The organism is Micromonospora sp. NPDC023869 (genome assembly GCF_055559695.1).
In genome coordinates, this window is record NZ_JBVHKD010000015.1 from 48471 (window position 1) to 70104 (window position 21634).

Consider the following 21634-nt stretch of genomic DNA (forward strand, 5'->3'; position numbering starts at 1 on the left):
GGTGCCGGTGATCCAGGCACCGCCGGCCACCGAGCCGGCGCCGCCGGCAGCCGGCGGTACCCCGTCGGTGGTCGCTCCGCCACCACGGCTGCCGGTGTGGCCGCTGATCGCGATGTTCGGGCTGGTGCCGATCTGGTGGCTGGCCGGCTTCTTCTATCTCGGCTGGCCGCTGCTGGGCGCGTTGCTGTTCGTGCTGCTGGTCACCCGGGGACGGGTGCCGCTGCCGCCCGCGACCGGGATCTGGCTGTTGTTCCTGGCCATCGTGCTGGTCAGCGTCACCCAGTTGCAGTCGCCGGTGTCGCTGCTGACCTTCGCCCTGCGGCTGGGTTTCTACCTCACCGCGGCGGTGGTCGGCGTCTACGTCTACGCGGTCGCCCGGGAACGCCCCGACCAGACCGCCGTCCTGGTGCCGCTCTGCGCGTTCTGGTTCGCCCTGGTCGTGCTGGGCTGGCTGGGTGTGGTGATTCCGCGCTTCGAGATGGCCACGCCGGTCGAGGTGCTGCTACCGGGTGGGGTGGCCGGCACGCCGTTCATCAACGACATGGTGCACCTGTCCACCGCCGAGTTCAGCGAGCGGTCGCTCAACCCGATCTTCCGACCGGCGGCACCGTTCGCGTACACCAACAACTACGGCAGCGCGTACGCGATCACGCTGCCCTGCGTGGTCGCCTTCACCATGCTGCGCCGACGGGGGCTGCTGCGCTGGGCGCTGCTCGCCTCGCTGCCGCTGTCGCTGGTGCCGGCCTTCCTCACGCTCAACCGCGCGATGTTCCTCAGCCTCGGCGCCGGCCTGGCCGTGCTCGGTCTGCGCGCCGCGCTGCGCGGCAACGTCCGGGTGGCCGCCTCGATCGTCGGCGTGGTGCTGGTCGGCGGCCTGGTCACGCTCTTCATCCCGGTCACCGAGTTGATCGGGAACCGGGTCGAGTCCAGCGACACCAACACCGACCGGTTCTCGCTCTACTCGGAGGTGCTACGTCGGGTGGGCGACTCACCGTGGCTGGGCTACGGCGCCCCGGTGAACGTCGACACCGTCTCCGCCGACGCGCCGATCGGCACCCAGGGGCAGCTCTGGATGGTGCTGTTCAGTCACGGCATCCCCGCGTTGCTCTGCTTCCTCGCCTGGTTCGTCGTCGCCGCGTTCGTCTGTGCCCGCGCCACCTCGGCGGCCGGGCAGTGGCTCTCCATCGTCCCGGTGATCTGCCTGGTGCAGGTGCCGTTCTACGGAATGGCCAACCAGAACCTCGCCGTCGCCTTCTTCGCGGTCGGCTTCGCGATGGCGCTCACCGAGCGGGAAGTGCACCGCGCCGGTGGGCGGTCCCGACCACGACAACGACCGGCGGTGCAGCCGACATGACCGTCACCACCAGTTCCCCGGCCGAGGACCGGCCCGCCGGGGCGGACCCGGGCCGGGACGACGGCGCGACCGAGACCCGGCGCAGCGTCCGCAGTGGCGTCGCCGGGCTGGTCGGGGCCGCCACCAGCGGGCTGTTCGGCTTCGTGCTGGCGGTCGTCATCACCCGGGGGTACGGCACGACCGGGTCCGGCGCGTTCTTCGCCGCGATCGGCGTGGTGACCGTCGCCGCCGCGGTCTGCACCCTGGGTGCGGAGACCGGGCTGATGTGGGCGCTGCCCCGGCGGCGGGCCGGAACGAGCGGCGACGCCGCCCGGGTGCTGCCGGTGGCCCTGGTGCCGCCGCTGCTGTTCGCGGTGCTGATCGCGATCGGTGGTGCGTTGCTCGCCGGTCCCCTGGCCGGGCGGTTGCTCGGCCCGGCGGGGGAGCCGCTGCTGGTGGTCACGTTCGTCGCGGTGCCGGTGGTGGTCGCGATGAACCTGCTGCTGGCCGTGGTGCGCTGCGTGCGCCCGATCCGCTCGTACGTGGCGGTGCAGTTCCTGCTGCTGCCGGTGGCCCGTCCGGCGCTGGTCGGCGCGGCGCTGCTGGTCGGCGGCGGGCTGGTCGCCGGCATGACCGGGTGGCTGGTGCCGGCCGCCGTCGGGTTGCTGGTCTGCCTGATGATGGTCGCCCGGCCGCTCGGCGTGGGCCACGGCGCCCGGCTGCGCCCGGAACGGACCGACTGGACGACGTTCTGGCGGTTCGCGTTACCCCGGGCCGCCTCCGCCGCGATCGACGCCGGCAGCATGTGGGTCGGCGTCCTGCTCACCTCGGCCCTGGCCACCCAGGCAGACGCCGGTGTCTTCGGCGCGGTCGGCCGGTACGTGCTCGCCGGGCAGTTGGCGATGCAGGGCCTACGGGTGGCGGTCTCGCCGCAACTGTCGCGGTTGCTCGGGCGGGGCGACCGGGTCGCCGCAGCGGCCGTGCACCGGCAGTTGACCACCTGGGGGCTGGTGCTGTCCTGGCCGGTCTATCTGCTGCTGGCCGTGTTCGGGCCGGCCTTCCTGGCGCTGTTCGGTCCCGAGTTCACCGCCGGTGCCGCCGCGTTGACCGTGCTCGCCCTGGCGATGCTGATCAACACCGGCGTCGGCAACGTGCAGAGCCTGTTGCTGATGGGCGGGCGCAGCGGTCTGCACCTGGCCGGCGCGCTGGCCGGACTGGTGGTCACCGTCGGTCTCGGCCTGGTGCTGATTCCGGCGTACGGCGCCACCGGCGCGGCTCTGGCCTGGGCGACCGGTATCGCCACCGAGAACCTCACGGCGGTCACCTGCGCCCGGCTGGTGGTGGGCCAGCCGTTGGTCGACGCGGGGATGCTGCGCGCGGCGGCGGCCACCGTCGGCGGCGTCGGGCTGGCCTCGGTCGCCGGCCTGGTGGTGGGCGGGCGGGGCATCCCCGGCCTGCTGGTGGCGGTGGCCGTGCTGGCCGCCGGCTGCGTCGGCTTGTTGACGTTACCCCGGGTGCGACGTGGCATCCGGGCGACCATGGTGCAGATTCGGGGCGGGTCGCCGCAGGGCACCCCGCCCCCGCCGTCGAAGGGCAGGTGAGGTCGTCGTGTCGTCCATCCGGGACCGGGTGAAGCAACTGGTGCCGACCCAGGTGACGAACCGGGTACGGGAGAGCCTCGTCGACTACGGGGTCCGCACCAGCGACCGGCGTCCGTTGCCGGACTTCCTCATCATCGGCACCAAGCGGGGCGGGACCACCTCGCTGTGGAACTACCTCATCCAGCATCCGCTGGTGCCCCGGCTCTTCCCGGCCTGGAACACGAAGTCCTCGCACTACTTCGAGGAGCACTGGGGTCGCGGTGAGGCGTGGTACCGCTCGCACTTCCCGACGCTGCGCCAGCGGGAGGCGCTGGAGAACCGGCACGGCGGCCCGGTCCGTGTCGGTGAGGCGGCGCCGCTGTACATGTTCCACCCGCTGGCCGCCGAGCGGGTCGCCGCGCTGATGCCCACGGTGAAGCTGATCGTGCTGCTACGGGACCCGGTCGAGCGGGCGTACTCGCACTGGAAAGAGCGGCGGACCAACGGCGTGGAGCCGCTGGACTTCGCCGCCGCGCTGGCCGCCGAGCCGGAGCGTACGGCGGGGGAGCGGGAACGGCTGATCGCCGAACCGGAGTACTTCAGTGAGGCGTACGACTGGCACACCTACCGGGCCCGGGGCCGCTACCTGGAGCACCTGGAGCCGTGGCTGGACCGGTTCGACCGTTCGCAGGTGCTCTTCCTGCCCAGCGAGGACCTGTACGGCGACGCGCGGGCCACCTACCGCCGCACCCTGGACTTCCTCGGCCTGCCCGCGTTCGACCTGCCGGACTTCAAGGTCTACAACGACCGGCGGTCGGCACCGCTGGAGGCGGACCTGCGTGCCGAGCTGACCGAGTACTACCGCCCGCACAACGAGGCGCTGCGGCAGCGGCTGGGGCTGTCGCTCGACTGGCCGGACCGGGTCGCGTGACCACGGCCGCCACCGCGACCGCCGACCCCCGTTCGCGCGGCGACGGGCTGGGCTGGGTCACCCGGGCGGTCTTCGGCGACGAGCGCATCGCCCTCTCGGTGGACGCCGGGCCGCCCGCCGGGCACACCGTGGTGGCCCGGTACGCGGTCGTCCCGTCGATCGCCCGGGCCCGGTTCCTGCTGCCGCTGGGCGCGCCCCGGGTGACCGCGGCGGCGCTGCTGGCGTACAACGCGTTGCGGCCGGCGAAGGTGCGGGCGATGCGGGCGGCGCTGGGTGCGGCGGCCCGGGTCGGCATCGTCGACCGGGCCTCGTTCCCGGTGCTCACCGTCGCGGTGCCGACCGGGCTGGACCCGGCCGAGGCGCTGCTGGCCGCCCGGGTCGCCGCCGCGCTCGGCGACGAGCCGCTGTACGCGGCGTGCGGGGTACGCCCACCGGATCCGAACCACAAGCCGACGCTGCAACTGTTCGACCGCACCGGCGCCCCGCGCGGCTACGCGAAGATCGGCTGGAACGACGCCACCCGGGCACTGGTCACCACCGAGGCGGCGGCGCTGCGGGAGGTGGCCGCCTCAGCCGGGGTCGGCGGGCACCCCGGGACTCCTCGGCTGCTCACCGAGCTGCGCTTCGCCGGGCAGGTGGTGGCGGTGGTCGAGCCGCTGCCGGCACGGATCCGGGGCGTACCGGTCGACGGGCCGCCGGAGATCGGCGCGCTGCTCGCGGTGGCCCGCCGGGGCGGGCCGGCGACCGCGTCGCGGCCGTTGGCCGGTTCGGCGTTCCTGGCCCGGCTGACCGAGCAGGCACAGCGGTCCGCCGCGACCGAGGGAGTCGGCGAGCGTGCGGTGACCGTCGTCGCCGCGTTGGCCCGGCGGCACCGCGACGTGGACGTGGAGTTCGGCCACTGGCACGGCGACTGGGTGCCGTGGAACCTCGGTCGGCACGACGGTGAGCTGATCGCCTGGGACTGGGAGCACAGCGGGCCGGAGGTGCCCGTCGGGTTCGACCTGGCCCACGACGCGTTCCAGCGCGCGGTGGTGCTGCGCGGCGAACCGGCCGCCCAGGCCGCCGGGCAGGTCGACGCAGCGTTGGCCCGGCACGGTGCCGCCCTCGGGCTGGACCAGGCCCGGCAGCGGTTCGTCGCCGACGCCTACCTGGTGGAGATGTGGCTGCGTACCTGGCGGCTGGCGGACGCCGGGGCCGGGTGGAATCCGGCGCTGCATCCCGCGCTGCTGGACATCATCGAGAAACGACATCGCTCGTGATCCGTACACCTGCGATGACCGTCGGCATCCGATGGTGACGAGTTGACCAGAATGCCAAGCGAACTTGTGGGGAGTCGCGTGGACGCGAAGATCGACGAACCCGGGTCCGACCAGCAGCCGGTGATACTGCTGGTCGGTTCGAGCGGCGGGCACCTCGCCCAGTTGCTGGCCCTGCGGCCCTGGTACGAGACATGGCGACGGTGCTGGGTCACCTTCGACACCCCGGAGGCGGTGTCGCTGCTCGCCGGTGAGGACGTGGTGCCCGCTCACCACCCGACCACCCGCAACGTGCGCAACCTGCTGCGCAACGCGGTGCTGGCGGCCCGGGTGCTGCGGCGACGCAACGTGGCGGCGGTGGTCACCACCGGCGCGGGCGTGGCCGTCCCGTTCGTGGTGCTCGCCCGGCTGCGCCGCATCCCGACCGTCTACATCGAGGTCTACGACCGGATCGACACGCCGACGCTGACCGCCCGGCTGTGCCGCCCGTTCCTGTCGGCGATGCTCGTGCAGTGGGAGGAGCAGCGCCGCCAGTACCCGGAGGCCACCGTCGTCGGGACGCTGCTGTGAACGCGGCCGGCGACGCGCACCGGGTCGCGCCGGTACGCCCACGCCCCACCCGGGTCGAGCCGGGCCGGGTACCCGCGCCGCGTGGGCCGCACCCGGACGGCCGTACCCGCATCCTGGTCGCGGTCGGCACCGACAAGCACCCCTTCGACCGGCTGGTCGACTGGCTGCGGGACTGGCACGGCGAGGCAGCCGGCGAGGTGGTGCTGACCGTGCAGCACGGGCACACCCGCGCCGACGGGCTGCCCGACGCGGTGCCGTTCCTCGGCCACGCCGAGTTGCAGACCGCGATGGGCGAGGCCGACCTGGTGGTCTGCCACGGCGGGCCGGCCACCATCCTGGAGGCGCGCCGGCACGGGCACCTGCCGATCGTGGTGCCCCGCGACCCGACCCGGGGCGAGCACGTCGACGACCACCAGTTGCTGTTCGCCCGCCGGCTCGGCGCGGCCGGGCTGGTGGCGCTCTGCGAGTCCCGGCAGGAGTTGCTCGACGCGCTCGCCGCCGGTCGGGCCGACCGGTCCCGGTTCGCCGTGACGGTCGACGCCGCGGCCGTCGAGGGGCAGCGGGCCGCGGTCCGCCGGGTGGGAACCATCGTCGAGGAGTTGGTGGCCGAGGCCGCGCAGCGGCGTCACCGGCCGTGGTGGCGGCCGTGGCGTGGGCCCGGTCCGAGCGGAAGGCGGAACCGATGACCTCCTACCCGAGCGTGAGCGCCGTGGTGCCCACCCGGGACCGCCCCGAGCTGCTGCGGGCCGCGGTCCGCGCGATCGTGGCGCAGGACTATCCCGGCCCGGTCGAGGTGGTCGTGGTCTACGACCAGTCCGAGCCGGACCCGTCGCTGGTCAACCTGTCCGGCCCGGACCGGACGGTCCGCGTGGTGACCAACACCCGTACGCCGGGTCTGGCCGGCGCCCGCAACTCGGGCACGCTGGCGGCCGTCGGCGAGCTGATCGCCTTCTGCGACGACGACGACGAGTGGCTGCCCGGGAAACTGCGGGCACAGGTCGACGCGCTGAACGCGGTGCCCGGCGCCGAGTTCGTGAGCTGCGGAATCCGGGTCACCTACGACGGGCGCACCGTCGAGCGGGTGCTGGACCGCGACTCGATCAGCCTGGCCGACCTGCTGCGGGACCGGATGACCGAGCTGCACCCGTCGACCTTCGTGATCCGCGCGGCGGCGTTGCGCGACGGGTTCGGGCTGGTCGACGAGGAGATCCCGGGCAGCTATGCGGAGGACTACGAGTTCCTGCTCCGGGCCGCCCGCAGCGCTGCGCTGGTCAACCTGCGCACCCCGTACGTGACGGTGCGCTGGCACAAGCGGTCGTACTTCGCCCAGCGCTGGGACACCATCTCCGAGGCGTTGCAGTGGCTGCTGGAGCGCTATCCCGAGTTCGCCACCCAGCCGGCGGGGGAGGCCCGGGTCGCCGGGCAAATCGCCTTCGCCCAGGCCGCCTCGGGGGACCGTCGCGGTGCCATGCGCTGGGCCCGGCGCACCATCCGCCGCAACCCGCGCGAACCCCGGGCGTACCTGGCCCTGGCCGTGGCCGGGCGGGTGGTCCGCGCCGACGCCGTGCTGCGCACGCTGCACAAGCGCGGCCGAGGCATCTGACCGACCGGCACCCACCGCACCGTTCGCCGCGTCCGCAGGGCGGGACGCGGCGGGCGGTGCGCGTCGGCGGGCACCCGGCGTGACAGACTGGCCGCTGTGTTGCGCTGGTTGACCGCAGGGGAATCACACGGACCCGCTCTCGTCGCGTTGCTGGAGGGGGTGCCGGCCGGGATCGAGGTGACCTCCACCGAGATCGCCGGGGAGTTGGCGCGCCGCCGGCTCGGCTACGGCCGAGGTGCGCGGATGGCCTTCGAGCAGGACGAGATCGAGATCATCGGCGGTCTGCGCCACGGCGTGACGCTGGGCAGCCCGGTCGCGATGCGGGTCGGCAACTCCGAGTGGCCCAAGTGGCGCACCGTGATGGCCGCCGACCCGGTCGACCCGGAGGAGCTGGCCCGGCAGGCCCGCAACGCGCCGCTGACCCGACCCCGGCCCGGTCACGCCGACCTGGCCGGCATGCAGAAGTACGGTCACACCGACGCCCGGCCGATCCTGGAGCGGGCCAGCGCGCGGGAGACCGCCGCCCGGGTGGCCGTCGGCACGGTGGCCAAGGCGCTGCTCCGCCAAGCCCTCGACGTCGAGATCGTCTCGCACGTGGTCGAGCTGGGTCCGGTCGCCGTCAAGCCGGGGCTGCGCCCCCGCCCCGAGGACGCCGAGCGCATCGACGCCGACCCGCTGCGCTGCCTCGACCCCGAGGCCAGCGCCCGGATGGTCGCCGAGGTCGACGCCGCGAAGAAGGCCGCCGACACCCTCGGCGGTGTGGTCGAGGTGCTGGCGTACGGCGTACCGCCGGGCTTGGGCAGCCACGTGCAGTGGGACCGCAAGCTCGACGCCCGACTGGCCACCGCGCTGATGTCGATTCAGGCGATCAAGGGTGTGGAGATCGGCGACGGCTGGCAGCAGGCCCGGTCCCGGGGCTCCGAGGCGCACGACGAGATTCTGCCCACCGCCACCGGCGTCCGCCGGGTCACCGACCGGGCCGGTGGTCTGGAGGGCGGCATCACCACCGGCGAGCCGCTGCGGGTGAAGGCCGCGATGAAGCCGATCTCCTCGCTGAACCGTGCCCTGGCCACGGTGGACGTGACCACCGGCGAGCCGGCCACCGCGATCAACCAGCGCTCCGACGTCTGCGCGGTGCCCGCCGCGGCCGTCGTCGCCGAGGCGATGGTGGCGCTGGTGCTGGCCGAGGCGGCCGTGGAGAAGTTCGGTGGCGACTCGGTCGCCGAGATGCGGCGCAACCTGGCCGGCTACCTCGACGCACTGGTGATCCGGTGACCGCTTCGACCCGCCCGGTCTGCGTCCTGGTCGGCGCGCCCGGCTCGGGCAAGACCAGCGTCGGGCAGGGGCTGGCGGAGGTGCTCGGGGTCGAGTTCCGCGACACCGACGCCGACATCGAACGCCTCGCCGGCAAGCCGATCCCGGAGATCTTCGTCGACGAGGGCGAGCCGCACTTCCGCGCCCTGGAACGCGCGGCGGTGGCGGCGGCGCTGACCTCCTGCCCCGGCGTGCTGGCCCTGGGCGGTGGCGCGGTGCTGGCCGAGGAGAACCGGGCCGCACTGGTCGGGCACCGGGTGGTGCACCTCTCCGTCGAGCTGCCCGACGCGGTCAAGCGGGTCGGTCTGGGTGCCGGGCGGCCGCTGCTGGCGATCAACCCCCGCGCCACCCTGAAACACCTGATGGACCAGCGCCGGCCGCTCTACACCGAGGTGGCCACCCACACGGTGGTGACCGACGGCCGCACGCCGGAGGAGATCGTCGCCGAGATCGCGCAGCTGCTGCGCACGGATGGTTAGGTTCCCGCGATGGACGAGGTGACCCGGATCCCGGTCGGCGGCGAACGGCCGTACGACGTGCTCGTCGGGCGGGACCTGCTCGACGCGCTGCCGGGCCTGCTGCCCGAGGCCACCCGGGTGGCGGTGCTGCACACCGCGCCGCTCAAGGAGTCGGCCGACGCGATCGGCGCCCGGCTGGCCGCGTCCGGCATGACGCCGCTCGCGATCGAGGTGCCGGACGCCGAGGCCGGCAAGCACATCGACGTGGCGGCAGACTGCTGGGACCGGCTCGGCGAGGCCGGCTTCACGCGTACCGACGCGGTGGTCGGGCTGGGCGGCGGCGCCGTCACCGACCTGGCCGGTTTCGTGGCCGCCTGCTGGCTGCGCGGGGTCCGCTGGGTGCCGGTGGCCACCTCGCTGCTCGGCATGGTCGACGCGGCGGTCGGCGGCAAGACGGGCATCAACACCGCCGCCGGCAAGAACCTGGTGGGCGCCTTCCACCCGCCGGTCGGGGTGCTCGCGGACCTGACCACGCTGGACAGCCTGCCCCAGGTTGAGCTGGCCGCCGGCATGGCCGAGGTGGTCAAGTGCGGCTTCATCGCCGACCCGGCCATCCTCGACCTGGTCGAGCGGGCACCGGCGGCGGCCACCGACCCGACCGGCCCGGTCGTGCGGGAACTCATCGAACGCGCGATCCGGGTGAAGGCCGACGTGGTCGCCGGAGACCTGCGCGAGTCGGGCGTACGCGAGGTGCTCAACTACGGGCACACCCTCGCCCACGCGATCGAGAAGGTCGAGGAGTACCGCTGGCGGCACGGTCACGCGGTCGCGGTCGGCCTGGTGTACGCCGCCGAACTGGCCCGGCTCGCCGGCCGCCTGGACGAGCCCACCGCCCGCCGGCACCGTGACGTGGTGACCGCACTCGGCCTGCCCACCGACTACCCGGCCGACGCCTGGCCCCGGCTGTTGGCCACCATGCGGGTGGACAAGAAGGCGCGGGGCAGCCGACTGCGTTTCGTTGTCCTCGACGGGCTGGCCCGCCCCGCCATCCTCGAAGGCCCCGACGACGACCTGCTCTTCGAGGCCTACCGCGCGGTGTCCCAGTGAGTGCGAGGAGTGAGCCGGGTTTGCGAGCCCCGCAGTCGCGAACGAAAGCAGGCTCCTCATGAAGGTCTACGTGCTGAACGGGCCGAACCTGGGCCGGCTGGGCACCCGCCAGGTCGACGTCTACGGCGTGACCAGCTACGCCGACCTGGTCGAACTCTGCGAGTCGACCGGACGGGAACTCGGACTCAGCGTCACCGTCCGGCAGACCGACGCCGAGCACGAACTGCTCGGCTGGCTGCACGACGCCGCGGACGAGGGTGCCGCCGTGGTGCTCAACCCGGCCGCGTGGTCGCACTACTCGATCGCCGTCCGGGACGCCTGCGCGCTGCTGCGCGCCCCGCTGGTCGAGGTGCACATCTCCAACATCCACGCCCGGGAGGAGTTCCGGCACCACTCGGTCGTCTCCGCGGTGGCCACCGGGGTCATCTGCGGGCTGGGCGTGGACGGCTACCGCCTGGCTCTGCACCACCTGGCCACCCACCTCGACCAGGACGGCTGACCCACCAGGGTGCTGTTGCGCCGAGCCCGGCTCGGCCCGGGCCGGCTCGGCCGGGCCGGACAAGCTCGGGCTGCGCCGAGGTGGCCGAGCTGGTTGCTTGCGTCGGCGTTGACGATTCGACCGTGACGATAACCGTGCGTGATGGTCGCACTGGGTGATCGCGTCGGGGTGGCGCCCCTGTTGTCCGGCTGGCCTTTGCTCTGCTTCAACCCACGCAATAGCTCCTGAACAGGGATGATGTGGGGTGCTGTTCCCGGATGCTTGGGCCGATCGACGCGGACTGTGACTGTTGCGTGGGTTGAAGCAGAGCAAAGGCGGCGTAGGGGTGATCTGTGGGCAGCGGTGACGACACTTTCCGTAACCATTGAGCGGTGGAGTGGTCCCTGACCTCGCCCGATCGGCGGGTCCTGATGGCCGCCGGATCGGGGTCGCGGGGTGGGCGGGACGGCGGCGGACAGCGGGTCGGCCGGCGGCTAGTAGACTTGTCAGGTCTGTCCGCCAGCTGATGATCAAGGCAGGAAATGGCCACCACCAACGACCTGAAGAACGGCCTGGTACTCAACCTCGACGGGGAGCTCTGGGCCGTCGTCGAGTTCCAGCACGTCAAGCCCGGTAAGGGTGGTGCGTTCGTGCGTACCACGCTGAAGAACGTGCTCTCCGGCAAGGTCGTCGACAAGACCTTCAACGCGGGCACCAAGGTCGAGACCGCGACCGTGGACAAGCGCACCATGCAGTATCTCTATGCCGACGGCGAGGACTTCGTCTTCATGGACATGGAGACGTTCGACCAGATCACGGTGCCCGGCGGGACGGTCGGCGAGGCCGCCAACTACCTGCTCCCCGAGGCCGAGGCGATCGTGGCCACGCACGAGGGCGTCCCGCTGTACATCGAGCTGTCGACCTCGGTCGTGCTCGAGGTCACCTACACCGAGCCCGGCCTGCAGGGCGACCGTTCGACCGGTGGTAACAAGCCGGCGACCGTGGAGACCGGCGCGACCGTGAACGTGCCGCTCTTCATCACCACCGGTGAGAAGATCAAGGTCGACACCCGCGACGGTCGTTACCTCGGCCGCGCCTCCTGATGGCCGAGGGTCCCAAACAGCAGATGCCGGCGCGCCGCAAGGCGCGCAAGCGGGCGCTGGACGTGCTCTTCGAGGCCGACCTGCGTGATCGTCCGCCGGTGGAGGTGCTCGCCGGTTACATCGAGCGGCTCGACAAGCCGCATCCCGAGCATCTCGGGTACGCGGTCGGTCTGGTCGAGGGCGTGGCCGGGAACCTGGACCGGATCGACGAGCTGATCGCCAGCTACGCCGAGGGTTGGACGCTGGACCGGATGCCGACGGTCGACCGGAACCTGGCCCGGATCGCGGTCTATGAGCTGCTCTACATCGACGAGATCGACGACGCGGTGGCGATCAGCGAGGCGGTGGAGCTGGCCCGGCAGATGTCGACGGACGACTCGCCGCGCTTCCTCAACGGCCTGCTCGGCCGGATCGCCGAGTACGCGACGCGTTGAGCGCCCGGCCGGGCGGCGGCGAAGCCGAGTCGGCCTGCCGGACTACGACAAAGGGGCCCATGCCGGATGGCAGGGCCCCTTTGTCGTCAGGGGTCAGGAGGCGAAGAACGCCCGCGGGTCGGCGACCAGCACGCCGTGCTCGGTCAGGCGCTCGATCAGGCCCGACGGGGAGGCGTCGTAGACGATGGCGAGGGCGCGCAGGTCGTCGGCGCGGATCGACAGCACCCGACCGTTGTAGTCGCCCCGCTGCTGCTGGATGGCGCGGGCGTACCGGGCTACGTAGGCGAGCTCCTCGCTGGCCTCGTCGTAGAGCCGCTCCAGGTCCAGCACGATCTTGCTGGTGGGCTCGTGCCGCACTCCGCTGCCGTCGGGCAGCAACTCCGAGACGGGAACGCGGTAGAACTCGGCCAGCTCGGCCAGGCGGGACACGGTGACGGCACGGTCGCCGCGCTCGTACGAGCCGACCACCACCGCCTTCCAGCGCCCGTTCGACTTCTCCTCCACGCCCTGCAGGGACAGGCCCTGCTGCTGGCGGATGGAGCGCAGGCGGGCGCCCAGAGACTTGGCGTATTCAGAGGGCATTCGGACACTCCCAGTGCTGCTCGGGGTTCTCCCAGCGATCGCTACGGAGCGTGACGGTACGGGGATTCGTACACCCGGTCAAGTGGTCCAGACCTACCGGTTGGAAGCTCCGGGTGAGTTGTCCCGTTCTGCCCGCTGAACCGATACTCGTGCAGTCACGCCGTGCGTGGCCGGGACCACTCGCTCCCGAGGGTGGTCGCGGCGACGACCACTGGTAACGTGGCCGAAGCCCCTCCGCCGGCCGATCTTGACCGGTCCGGAGTACCCGACGTCCTTTAACGACCCGTCCCGTGAGGCGGGGAAGGAGGTCCGCCGTGGCCTACCCATCGGCCGCCCAATCGTCGCCGCCGCGACAACCCTCGGTGAAGGTGATCCTGACCAGCGCCGACGTGCAACGCGTCGTCGACCGGATCGCACACCAGATCCTCGAGAAGACCCAGGGCGCCGCCGACACCGTGTTGTTGGGCATCCCGACCCGTGGCGCACCGCTCGCCCGGCGTCTCGCCGCACGGATCAGCGCCTTCGAGGACGTCTCCGTCCCGGTCGGCGTGCTGGACATCACGCTCTACCGCGACGACCTGCGCCGCAACGCGACCCGGGCGGTCGGCCCGACCCAGCTCCCCGCCGGTGGCATCGACGGCATGCGGGTGGTCCTCGTCGACGACGTGCTCTTCTCCGGCCGGACGGTCCGCGCCGCGCTGGACGCGCTCGGCGATCTCGGCCGCCCGTCGTCGGTGCAGCTCGCCGTGCTGGTCGACCGGGGTCACCGGCAGTTGCCGATCCGCGCCGACTACGTGGGCAAGAACATCCCGACGGCCCTCGCCGAGAGCGTCAAGGTCACCCTCGCCGAGACCGACGGCACCGACGAGGTCCGCCTCTACGGGGAGGTGACCCACTCGTGATCAGGCACCTGCTCTCCGGCGCCGACCTGGACGCCGAGACCGCGACCCAGATCCTGGACACCGCCGAGGAGATGGCCGCGGTGGCCGGGCGTGAGGTGAAGAAGCTGCCCGCGCTGCGCGGCCGGACGGTGGTGAACCTCTTCTACGAGGACTCCACCCGGACCCGGATCTCCTTCGAGGCGGCGGCGAAGCGGCTCAGCGCCGACGTGATCAACTTTTCCGCCAAGGGCTCCAGCGTCGCCAAGGGCGAGAGCCTGAAGGACACCGCGCTGACCCTCCAGGCCATGGGGGCCGACGCGGTGGTGGTCCGCCATCCCGCCTCCGGCGCCCCGCACCGGCTCGCCGACTGGGTCGACGGTTCGGTGGTCAACGCCGGTGACGGCACCCACGAGCACCCCACCCAGGCGCTGCTCGACGCGTACACGATGCGCTCCCGGCTGGGTCGGCTGGCCGGCCTGTCGGTCGCGGTGGTGGGCGACGTGCTGCACTCCCGGGTGGCCCGCTCGAACGTGCTGCTGCTCTCCACGCTCGGCGCGAAGGTGACCCTGGTCGGGCCGCCGACGCTCATCCCGCGTGACATCGCCGCCGCCCTCGCCCCCGGCACCGGCGTCTGCTACGACCTGGACGCGGTGCTGCCGTCGTCGGACGTGGTGATGATGCTGCGGGTGCAGCGGGAGCGGATGGGCGACTCCTACTTCCCGTCCGCCCGCGAGTACGCGCGCCGCTACGGCCTGGACGGCCCACGGATGCGCCGGCTTCCGGAGCACGCGATCGTCATGCACCCCGGTCCGATGAACCGGGGCATGGAGATCACGCCCGAGGTCGCCGACTCGCCCCGCTCCACCATCGTCGAACAGGTCGCCAACGGGGTCTCCGTCCGGATGGCCGTCCTCTATCTGCTGCTCGGGGGGAACAACCGGTGAACTCGTACCTGATCAGGAACGTCAGCGTGCTCGGTGCCGCACCGACCGACCTGCTGATCCGCGACGGCGTGGTCGCCGAAGCCGGCGCGGGGCTCTCCGCGCCGGACGCGACCGTGGTAGACGCCGCCGGGCTGGTCGCCCTGCCCGGCCTGGTCGACCTGCACACCCACCTGCGCGAGCCCGGCCGGGAGGACGCCGAGACCGTCGAGACCGGGTCGCGGTCGGCGGCGCTGGGCGGGTACACGGCGGTCTGCGCGATGGCGAACACCTCGCCGGTGGCGGACACCGCCGGGGTGGTCGAGCAGGTGTGGCGGCTCGGTCGGGAGGCCGGACTGGTCGACGTGCAGCCGATCGGCGCCGTCACCGTCGGGCTGGCCGGTGAGCGCCTGGCCGAGCTGGGCGCGATGGCCGACTCCGCCGCCCGGGTGCGGATCTTCTCCGACGACGGGCACTGCGTCGCCGACCCCCGGCTGATGCGCCGCGCCCTGGAGTACGTCAAGGCGTTCGACGGGATCATCGCCCAGCACGCCGAGGAGCCCCGGCTCACCGAGGGCGCGCAGATGCACGAGGGCGAGGTCTCCACCCGGCTGGGCCTGACCGGCTGGCCGGCGGTGGCCGAGGAGGCCATCATCGCCCGGGACGTGCTGCTGGCCGAGCACGTCGGCAGCCGGCTGCACGTCTGCCACGTCTCCACCGCCGGCAGCGTCGAGGTGCTGCGCCAGGCGAAGGCCCGGGGGGTACGGGTCACCGCCGAGGTGACTCCGCACCACCTGCTGCTCACCGATGTCCGGGCCGAGACGTACGACCCGGTCTTCAAGGTGAACCCGCCGCTGCGGACCGCCACCGACATCGCCGCCCTGCGGGCCGCCCTGGTCGACGGGGTGATCGACATCGTGGCCACCGACCACGCCCCGCACGCGGTGGAGGACAAGGAGTGCGAGTGGGCGTACGCCCGGCCCGGGATGCTCGGGCTGGAGACGGCGCTGTCGATCGCGCTCGACGTGCTCGGCCCGGAGTGGGACCTGATCGCCGAGCGGATGTCCCGTACCCCGGCGCGGATCGCCGGCCTGACCGAGCACGGACACGACCCGGCGCCGGGCGTGCCGGCCAACCTGACCCTGGTCGACCCGGCGGTCCGCCGGGTGATCGAGCCGGCCGAGATGGCCAGTCGTAGCCGCAACACCCCGTACGCCCGGATGACGCTGCCGGGTCGCATCGTGGCGACCTTCCTGCGTGGCGAGGCGACGGTCCTGGACGGAAAGGCTGTCAAGTGAAACGCAGGTCCGCGATTCTCGTCCTGGAGGACGGTCGCACGTTCCACGGCGAGGCGTACGGCAGCGTCGGGGAGACCTTCGGCGAGGCGGTCTTCAACACCGGGATGACCGGTTACCAGGAGACGCTGACCGACCCGTCGTACCACCGTCAGGTCGTCGTGCAGACCGCCCCGCACATCGGCAACACCGGCGTCAACGGCGAAGACGACGAGTCGCGACGCATCTGGGTGGCCGGGTACGTGGTGCGTGACCCGGCCCGGGCCAGCTCGAACTGGCGGGCCACCGGTGGCCTGGAGGACCGGCTGGCGACCGAGGGCATCGTCGGCATCAGCGGGGTGGACACCCGGGCGCTGACCCGGCACCTGCGCGAGCGCGGCGCGATGCGGGTCGGTATCTCCAGCGTCGACGACGACCCACGGGCGTTGCTGGCCCGGGTACGCGAGGCGCCGCAGATGCTCGGCGCGGACCTCTCCGCCGAGGTGACCACGGCGGAGCCGTACGTGGTCAAGGCCGAGGGCGAGCACCGGTTCACGGTGGCCGCGCTCGACCTGGGCATCAAGCGCAACGTGCCGCGTCGGCTCGCCGCGCGTGGGGTGACCACGCACGTCATGTCGGCGCACTCGACCATCGAGGACCTGCTGGCCACCGGGGCGGACGCGGTCTTCTTCTCGCCGGGTCCGGGTGACCCGGCCACCGCCGACGGGCCGGTCGGGCTGGCCCGGGAGGTACTGCGGCGGCGGTTGCCGCTGTTCGGCATCTGCTTCGGTAGCCAGATCCTGGGGCGGGCGCTCGGCTTCGGCACCTACAAGCTCGGCTACGGCCACCGGGGCATCAACCAGCCGGTCCTCGACCGGGTCACCGGCAAGGTGGAGGTGACCAGCCACAACCACGGCTTCGCGGTGGAGGTGCCCGGCGTGACGCCGGGTGCGGTGGTGCCGGACCAGGTGATCGAGACCGAGTTCGGCGGCGTGCAGGTGAGCCATCTCTGCCTCAACGACAACGTGGTCGAGGGGCTGCGGGCCCGCGACGTGCCCGCCTTCACCGTCCAGTACCACCCGGAGGCGGCAGCCGGTCCGCACGACGCGGACTACCTCTTCGACCGCTTCGCCGAGTTGATCGAGGGCCGGACCCACAGCGAGGGGCGTACGAATGCCTAAGCGGACCGATCTCAAGCATATCCTGGTGATCGGCTCCGGGCCGATCATCATCGGGCAGGCCTGCGAGTTCGACTACTCCGGCACCCAGGCGTGCCGGGTGCTGCGCAGCGAGGGGATCCGGGTCAGCCTGGTCAACTCGAACCCGGCCACCATCATGACCGACCCGGAGTTCGCCGACGCCACCTACGTCGAGCCGATCACTCCGGAGTTCGTGGAGCTGGTCATCGCCAAGGAGCGGCCGGACGCCGTGCTGCCCACGCTGGGCGGGCAGACCGCGCTGAACACCGCCGTGGCGCTGCACGAGGCCGGTGTGCTCGACAAGTACGGCGTCGAGCTGATCGGCGCGGACGTCGAGGCGATCCGGCGCGGCGAGGACCGGCAGCTCTTCAAGGACATCGTGGCCAAGGCCGGCGTCCGCATCGGGATCGAGGATCCGGCGGGCCTGGTGCCACGCTCGCGGGTCTGCCACTCGATGGACGAGGTCCGCGAGACGGTCGGTGAGTTGGGCCTGCCGGTGGTGATCCGGCCGTCGTTCACGATGGGTGGCCTCGGCTCGGGCATGGCGCACACCGACGCGGACCTGGAGCGCATCGCCGGTGCCGGGCTGGACGCGAGCCCGGTGCACGAGGTGCTGATCGAGGAGAGCGTGCTCGGCTGGAAGGAGTACGAGCTCGAACTGATGCGGGACCGCCACGACAACGTGGTGGTGGTCTGCTCGATCGAGAACCTCGACCCGATGGGCGTGCACACCGGCGACAGCGTGACCGTGGCACCGGCCATGACGCTGACCGACCGGGAGTACCAGGATCTGCGCGACCTGGGCATTGCGGTGCTGCGTGAGGTCGGCGTGGACACCGGCGGCTGCAACATCCAGTTCGCCATCAACCCGGCCGACGGCCGGATCGTGGTCATCGAGATGAACCCCCGGGTGTCGCGTTCCTCGGCGCTGGCCTCGAAGGCGACCGGGTTCCCGATCGCGAAGATCGCCGCGAAGCTGGCCATCGGCTACACGCTGGACGAGATCCCCAACGACATCACCCTCAAGACGCCGGCCGCGTTCGAGCCGACGCTCGACTACGTGGTGGTGAAGATCCCCCGGTTCGCGTTCGAGAAGTTCCCCGGCGCGGACCCGGAGCTGACCACCACGATGAAGTCGGTCGGCGAGGCGATGAGCCTCGGGCGCAACTTCAGCGAGGCGCTGAACAAGGCGATGCGTTCGCTGGAGACCAAGGCGGCGGGTTTCTGGACCCTGCCCGACCCGGCGGACGCGACCAAGGAGAACACGCTCGCCGCGCTGGGCGTGCCGCACGACGGCCGCCTCTACACGGTGGAGCGGGCGCTGCGGCTGGGCGCCTCGATCGCCGAGGTCAGCGCCGCCTCCGGCGGAATCGACCCGTGGTTCCTGGACCAGATCGCCGGGCTGGTCGAGCTGCGTGCCGAGATCGTGGCCGCGCCGGTGCTCGACGTCGGGCTGCTGCGGCGGGCCAAGCGGGCCGGGCTGTCCGACCGGCAGCTGGCCGCGCTGCGTCCGGAGCTGGCCGCCGAGGACGGGGTACGCCGGCTGCGGCACCGGCTGGACGTGCGGCCGGTCTACAAGACGGTGGACACCTGCGCCGCCGAGTTCGAGGCGAGCACCCCGTACCACTACTCCTCGTACGACTCCGAGACCGAGGTGGTCGGCTCGGTGCGACCAAAGGTGCTGATCCTCGGCTCCGGACCGAACCGGATCGGGCAGGGCATCGAGTTCGACTACTCCTGCGTGCACGCGGTCCAGGCGTTGCGGGAGGCGCCGGCCGGCCCGGCCGGTGGCGGCGGGTTCGAGACCGTCATGGTCAACTGCAACCCGGAGACGGTCTCCACCGACTACGACACCGCCGACCGGCTCTACTTCGAGCCGCTCACCTTCGAGGACGTGCTGGAGGTCTGGCACGCCGAGGACACCTCCGGCCGGGAGGCCGGCGGACCGGGCGTGATCGGCGTGATCGTGCAGCTCGGCGGGCAGACCCCGCTCGGCCTGGCGCAGCGGCTCAAGGACGCCGGGGTACCGGTGGTGGGCACCTCCCCGGAGTCGATCCACCTGGCCGAGGAGCGCGGCGCGTTCGGGTCGTTGCTGGCTCGGGCCGGTCTGCGGGCACCCGCGCACGGCACCGCCACCTCGTACGAGGAGGCGAAGGAGATCGCCGACGAGATCGGCTACCCGGTGCTGGTCCGCCCCTCGTACGTGCTGGGCGGGCGGGGCATGGAGATCGTCTACGACGACGTGACGCTGCGCGACTACATCGGGCGGGCCACCGACATCTCGCCGGACCACCCGGTGCTGGTGGACCGGTTCCTGGACGACGCCATCGAGATCGACGTGGACGCGCTCTGCGACGCCGACGGCGAGGTCTACCTCGGCGGGATCATGGAGCACATCGAGGAGGCCGGCATCCACTCCGGCGACTCCTCGTGCGCGCTGCCGCCGATCACCCTGGCCAGCTCGCACGTGGCCCAGGTCCGCGGGTACACCGAGGCGATCGCCCGGGGCATCGGCGTACGCGGCCTGCTCAACGTGCAGTACGCGCTCAAGGACGACGCGCTGTACGTCCTGGAGGCCAACCCGCGTGCCTCGCGGACGGTGCCGTTCGTCTCCAAGGCCACGGCGGTGCCGCTGGCCAAGGCGGCGGCCCGGATCGCGCTCGGCGCCACCGTCGCGGAGCTGCGCGCCGAGGGGATGCTGCCGGCGAACGGGGACGGTGGCACCCTGCCGCCGGACGCCCCGATCGCGGTGAAGGAGGCGGTGCTGCCGTTCAAGCGGTTCCGCACCCCGGCCGGCAAGGGAGTGGACTCGCTGCTCGGCCCGGAGATGAAGTCGACCGGCGAGGTGATGGGCATCGACACCGCCTTCGGGCACGCCTTCGCCAAGTCCCAGTCGGCCGCGTACGGCTCGCTGCCCACCCAGGGCAAGATCTTCGTGTCGGTGGCGAACCGCGACAAGCGCGGCATGATCTTCCCGGTGAAGCGCCTGGCCGACCTGGGCTTCGAGATCGTCGCGACCAGCGGCACCGCCGAGGTGCTGCGCCGGCACGGCATCGACTGCGAGCTGGCCGCCAAGCACTACGAGGCCGGTGCCGACGACGACGCGGTCTCGCTGATCCGCAGCGGCCGGGTGGCCCTGGTGATCAACACTCCGCAGGGCTCCGGAGCCAGCGCCCGCTCCGACGGGTACGAGATCCGCAGCGCGGCGGTCACCGCGGACATCCCGTGCATCACCACCGTGCCGGGTGCCGCCGCGGCGGTGATGGGCATCGAAGCCCTGATCCGGGGTGACATGCAGGTGCGCCCGTTGCAGGATCTGCACGCCACCCTGCGGGCCAGCCGGTGATCTTCGAGCGGACGCTTCGGCGCGGGCTGTTCCGTATCGGCGGCGGTGACGCCGAGGCGGCACACGAGTGGACGCTGCGCCGACTGGCCGCCCTGTCCGGGCGGCCGGTCGCGCTGGCGGCCCTGCGGGCCCGGTACGCCGTGGCCGCGCCCCGCACGGTCTTCGGGGTGCGGTTCCCCAACCCGGTCGGCCTGGCCGCCGGGATGGACAAGGACGGCGCCGCGCTGCCGGCGTGGCCGGCGCTCGGCTTCGGCTTCGTCGAGGTCGGCACGGTCACCGCGCACCCGCAGCCGGGCAACCCCCGACCGAGGCTGTTCCGGCTACCGGACAGCGAAGCGGTGATCAACCGGATGGGCTTCAACAACGCCGGGGCCGAGGCGCTGGCCGCCCGGCTCGCGGCGCTGGCCCGTCCGCTCGGCGTACCGCTGGGGATCTCGCTGGGCAAGTCGAAGGTGACGCCGCTCGACGAGGCGGTGGAGGACTACCGGGCCTCGTACCGCGCGCTGCGCGGGCACGGCGACTACTTCGCGGTCAACGTCTCCTCGCCGAACACCCCCGGACTGCGCGAGTTGCAGGACCGCGCCCACCTGGACGCGCTGCTGGCCGCGCTGGTGGGGGAGAAGCCGGTGCTGGTGAAGATCGCCCCGGACCTGACCGACGCGGCCATCGCCGAGCTGCTGGAGGTCTGCCTGGCCCGGGGCGCGTCCGGGGTGATCGCCACCAACACCACCCTCGGCCGCGCCGGGCTCGCCCCGGCCGACCAGGCCCGGTCCGCCGAGGCCGGGGGGCTCTCCGGCCGCCCGCTGGCCGACCGGGCCCGGCAGGTGGTCTCCTTCGTGCACGCCGAGACCGGTGGCCGGCTGCCGATCATCGGCGTGGGTGGCATCGTCGACCCCGACGACGCCGCCCGGATGTTCGACGCGGGCGCCAGCCTGGTCCAGCTCTACACCGGTTTCATCTACCGGGGGCCGGCCCTGCCCCGCGCGGTCGCCCGCGCGGCGGCGGCCGCCCCGGCTCCGGCCACGACCGGGTCGTGAATCGGATGAGGCGGCGGCGCCACCCCCGCTCCCGTTCCCGCCGGAGTGGGGGGCCACGAACACCAGGCGCCGCCGCCCCCGCCACGTCGACCTCGGTGCCCTCGCCTCGTCCGGGGCTCTCGCCTATCCCCGGACGCCCGCCTATCCCCGGACACCGCCGTGCCTTCCCGCCCCGGAGTCCGTCCGCGCGCTCGCTGGGCCCGTCCGGTCGCCCGGAGGAGTGCCTCC

At 72.6% G+C, this 21634-nt stretch carries 20 protein-coding genes; 19 read left to right on the forward strand and 1 reads right to left on the reverse strand.

The annotated features are described in order from the left end of the window. Nucleotide 1 precedes the first annotated feature (1 nt). From ACZ31C_RS28880 to nusB, 13 genes are all read left to right on the forward strand, one after another. A complete protein-coding gene (locus ACZ31C_RS28880; RefSeq protein ID WP_465797978.1) occupies nucleotides 2–1354 on the forward strand; it encodes an O-antigen ligase family protein in 1353 nt (450 codons plus the stop codon). Then, nucleotides 1351–2934 (forward strand): lipopolysaccharide biosynthesis protein, encoded by a 1584-nt coding sequence (locus ACZ31C_RS28885; protein WP_465797979.1) that lies wholly within the window; start codon nucleotides 1351–1353, stop codon nucleotides 2932–2934. The genes ACZ31C_RS28880 and ACZ31C_RS28885 overlap by 4 nt, the downstream gene beginning before the upstream one ends. A 7-nt stretch (nucleotides 2935–2941) precedes the next feature. Beyond that, nucleotides 2942–3844: a sulfotransferase domain-containing protein gene (locus ACZ31C_RS28890; RefSeq protein ID WP_465797980.1), complete on the forward strand. Its 903-nt coding sequence runs from the start codon at nucleotides 2942–2944 to the stop codon at nucleotides 3842–3844. After that, a complete protein-coding gene (locus ACZ31C_RS28895) occupies nucleotides 3841–5103 on the forward strand; it encodes a hypothetical protein (RefSeq protein ID WP_465797981.1) in 1263 nt (420 codons plus the stop codon). The genes ACZ31C_RS28890 and ACZ31C_RS28895 overlap by 4 nt, the downstream gene beginning before the upstream one ends. 90 nt (nucleotides 5104–5193) lie before the next feature. Further along, nucleotides 5194–5670, forward strand: coding sequence for a UDP-N-acetylglucosamine--LPS N-acetylglucosamine transferase (locus tag ACZ31C_RS28900; RefSeq protein ID WP_396751405.1), 477 nt, complete (start codon nucleotides 5194–5196; stop codon nucleotides 5668–5670). Nucleotides 5671–5780: 110 nt separating this feature from the next. Beyond that, nucleotides 5781–6356, forward strand: a complete 576-nt coding sequence (locus ACZ31C_RS28905; protein WP_465798035.1) for a glycosyltransferase — start codon at nucleotides 5781–5783, stop codon at nucleotides 6354–6356. Next, nucleotides 6353–7273: a glycosyltransferase family 2 protein gene (locus ACZ31C_RS28910; protein ID WP_465797982.1), complete on the forward strand. Its 921-nt coding sequence runs from the start codon at nucleotides 6353–6355 to the stop codon at nucleotides 7271–7273. The genes ACZ31C_RS28905 and ACZ31C_RS28910 overlap by 4 nt, the downstream gene beginning before the upstream one ends. A 96-nt stretch (nucleotides 7274–7369) precedes the next feature. Beyond that, nucleotides 7370–8548, forward strand: a complete 1179-nt coding sequence (gene aroC / locus ACZ31C_RS28915) for a chorismate synthase (RefSeq protein WP_465797983.1) — start codon at nucleotides 7370–7372, stop codon at nucleotides 8546–8548. Further along, nucleotides 8545–9066: a shikimate kinase gene (locus ACZ31C_RS28920; protein ID WP_465797984.1), complete on the forward strand. Its 522-nt coding sequence runs from the start codon at nucleotides 8545–8547 to the stop codon at nucleotides 9064–9066. Before aroC ends, ACZ31C_RS28920 begins: the two co-directional genes overlap by 4 nt. 9 nt (nucleotides 9067–9075) lie before the next feature. Next, the gene (aroB, locus tag ACZ31C_RS28925; RefSeq protein WP_465797985.1) at nucleotides 9076–10152 is read left to right on the forward strand and encodes a 3-dehydroquinate synthase; all 1077 of its coding nucleotides are present in this window, start codon (nucleotides 9076–9078) and stop codon (nucleotides 10150–10152) included. A gap of 58 nt (nucleotides 10153–10210) precedes the next feature. Next, the gene (aroQ, locus tag ACZ31C_RS28930; RefSeq protein ID WP_131053402.1) at nucleotides 10211–10651 is read left to right on the forward strand and encodes a type II 3-dehydroquinate dehydratase; all 441 of its coding nucleotides are present in this window, start codon (nucleotides 10211–10213) and stop codon (nucleotides 10649–10651) included. 521 nt (nucleotides 10652–11172) lie between these two features. Continuing rightward, the gene (gene efp, locus ACZ31C_RS28935) at nucleotides 11173–11733 is read left to right on the forward strand and encodes an elongation factor P (protein ID WP_131053401.1); all 561 of its coding nucleotides are present in this window, start codon (nucleotides 11173–11175) and stop codon (nucleotides 11731–11733) included. Between the two features lie 23 nt (nucleotides 11734–11756). After that, entirely contained in the window at nucleotides 11757–12167 is a 411-nt protein-coding gene (gene nusB, locus ACZ31C_RS28940; protein WP_176093304.1) for a transcription antitermination factor NusB, read from the forward strand. A 93-nt stretch (nucleotides 12168–12260) separates the two neighbouring features. Here the strand turns inward: nusB and bldD are convergent, their stop codons facing one another. Then, the gene (gene bldD / locus ACZ31C_RS28945; RefSeq protein ID WP_117229180.1) at nucleotides 12261–12749 is read right to left on the reverse strand and encodes a transcriptional regulator BldD; all 489 of its coding nucleotides are present in this window, start codon (nucleotides 12747–12749) and stop codon (nucleotides 12261–12263) included. Nucleotides 12750–13063: 314 nt separating this feature from the next. Between bldD and pyrR the strand changes: the two genes are divergently transcribed. The 6 genes from pyrR to ACZ31C_RS28975 are packed head-to-tail and all read left to right on the forward strand — an operon-like array spanning nucleotide 13064 to nucleotide 21406. Continuing rightward, nucleotides 13064–13651: a bifunctional pyr operon transcriptional regulator/uracil phosphoribosyltransferase PyrR gene (gene pyrR / locus ACZ31C_RS28950; protein ID WP_350694977.1), complete on the forward strand. Its 588-nt coding sequence runs from the start codon at nucleotides 13064–13066 to the stop codon at nucleotides 13649–13651. Continuing rightward, nucleotides 13648–14574, forward strand: coding sequence for an aspartate carbamoyltransferase catalytic subunit (locus ACZ31C_RS28955; protein WP_350694976.1), 927 nt, complete (start codon nucleotides 13648–13650; stop codon nucleotides 14572–14574). The genes pyrR and ACZ31C_RS28955 overlap by 4 nt, the downstream gene beginning before the upstream one ends. Next, entirely contained in the window at nucleotides 14571–15848 is a 1278-nt protein-coding gene (locus ACZ31C_RS28960; RefSeq protein ID WP_396751380.1) for a dihydroorotase, read from the forward strand. The genes ACZ31C_RS28955 and ACZ31C_RS28960 overlap by 4 nt, the downstream gene beginning before the upstream one ends. Next, nucleotides 15845–17005, forward strand: a complete 1161-nt coding sequence (gene carA / locus ACZ31C_RS28965) for a glutamine-hydrolyzing carbamoyl-phosphate synthase small subunit (protein ID WP_465797986.1) — start codon at nucleotides 15845–15847, stop codon at nucleotides 17003–17005. The genes ACZ31C_RS28960 and carA overlap by 4 nt, the downstream gene beginning before the upstream one ends. Next, complete coding sequence (carB, locus tag ACZ31C_RS28970) at nucleotides 16998–20369, forward strand: carbamoyl-phosphate synthase large subunit (RefSeq protein ID WP_465797987.1); 3372 nt, start codon at nucleotides 16998–17000, stop codon at nucleotides 20367–20369. The genes carA and carB overlap by 8 nt, the downstream gene beginning before the upstream one ends. Continuing rightward, on the forward strand, nucleotides 20366–21406 hold the full coding sequence (locus tag ACZ31C_RS28975; protein ID WP_465797988.1) for a quinone-dependent dihydroorotate dehydrogenase: 1041 nt from the start codon (nucleotides 20366–20368) through the stop codon (nucleotides 21404–21406). Before carB ends, ACZ31C_RS28975 begins: the two co-directional genes overlap by 4 nt. The last annotated feature ends 228 nt before the right edge of the window (nucleotides 21407–21634 follow it).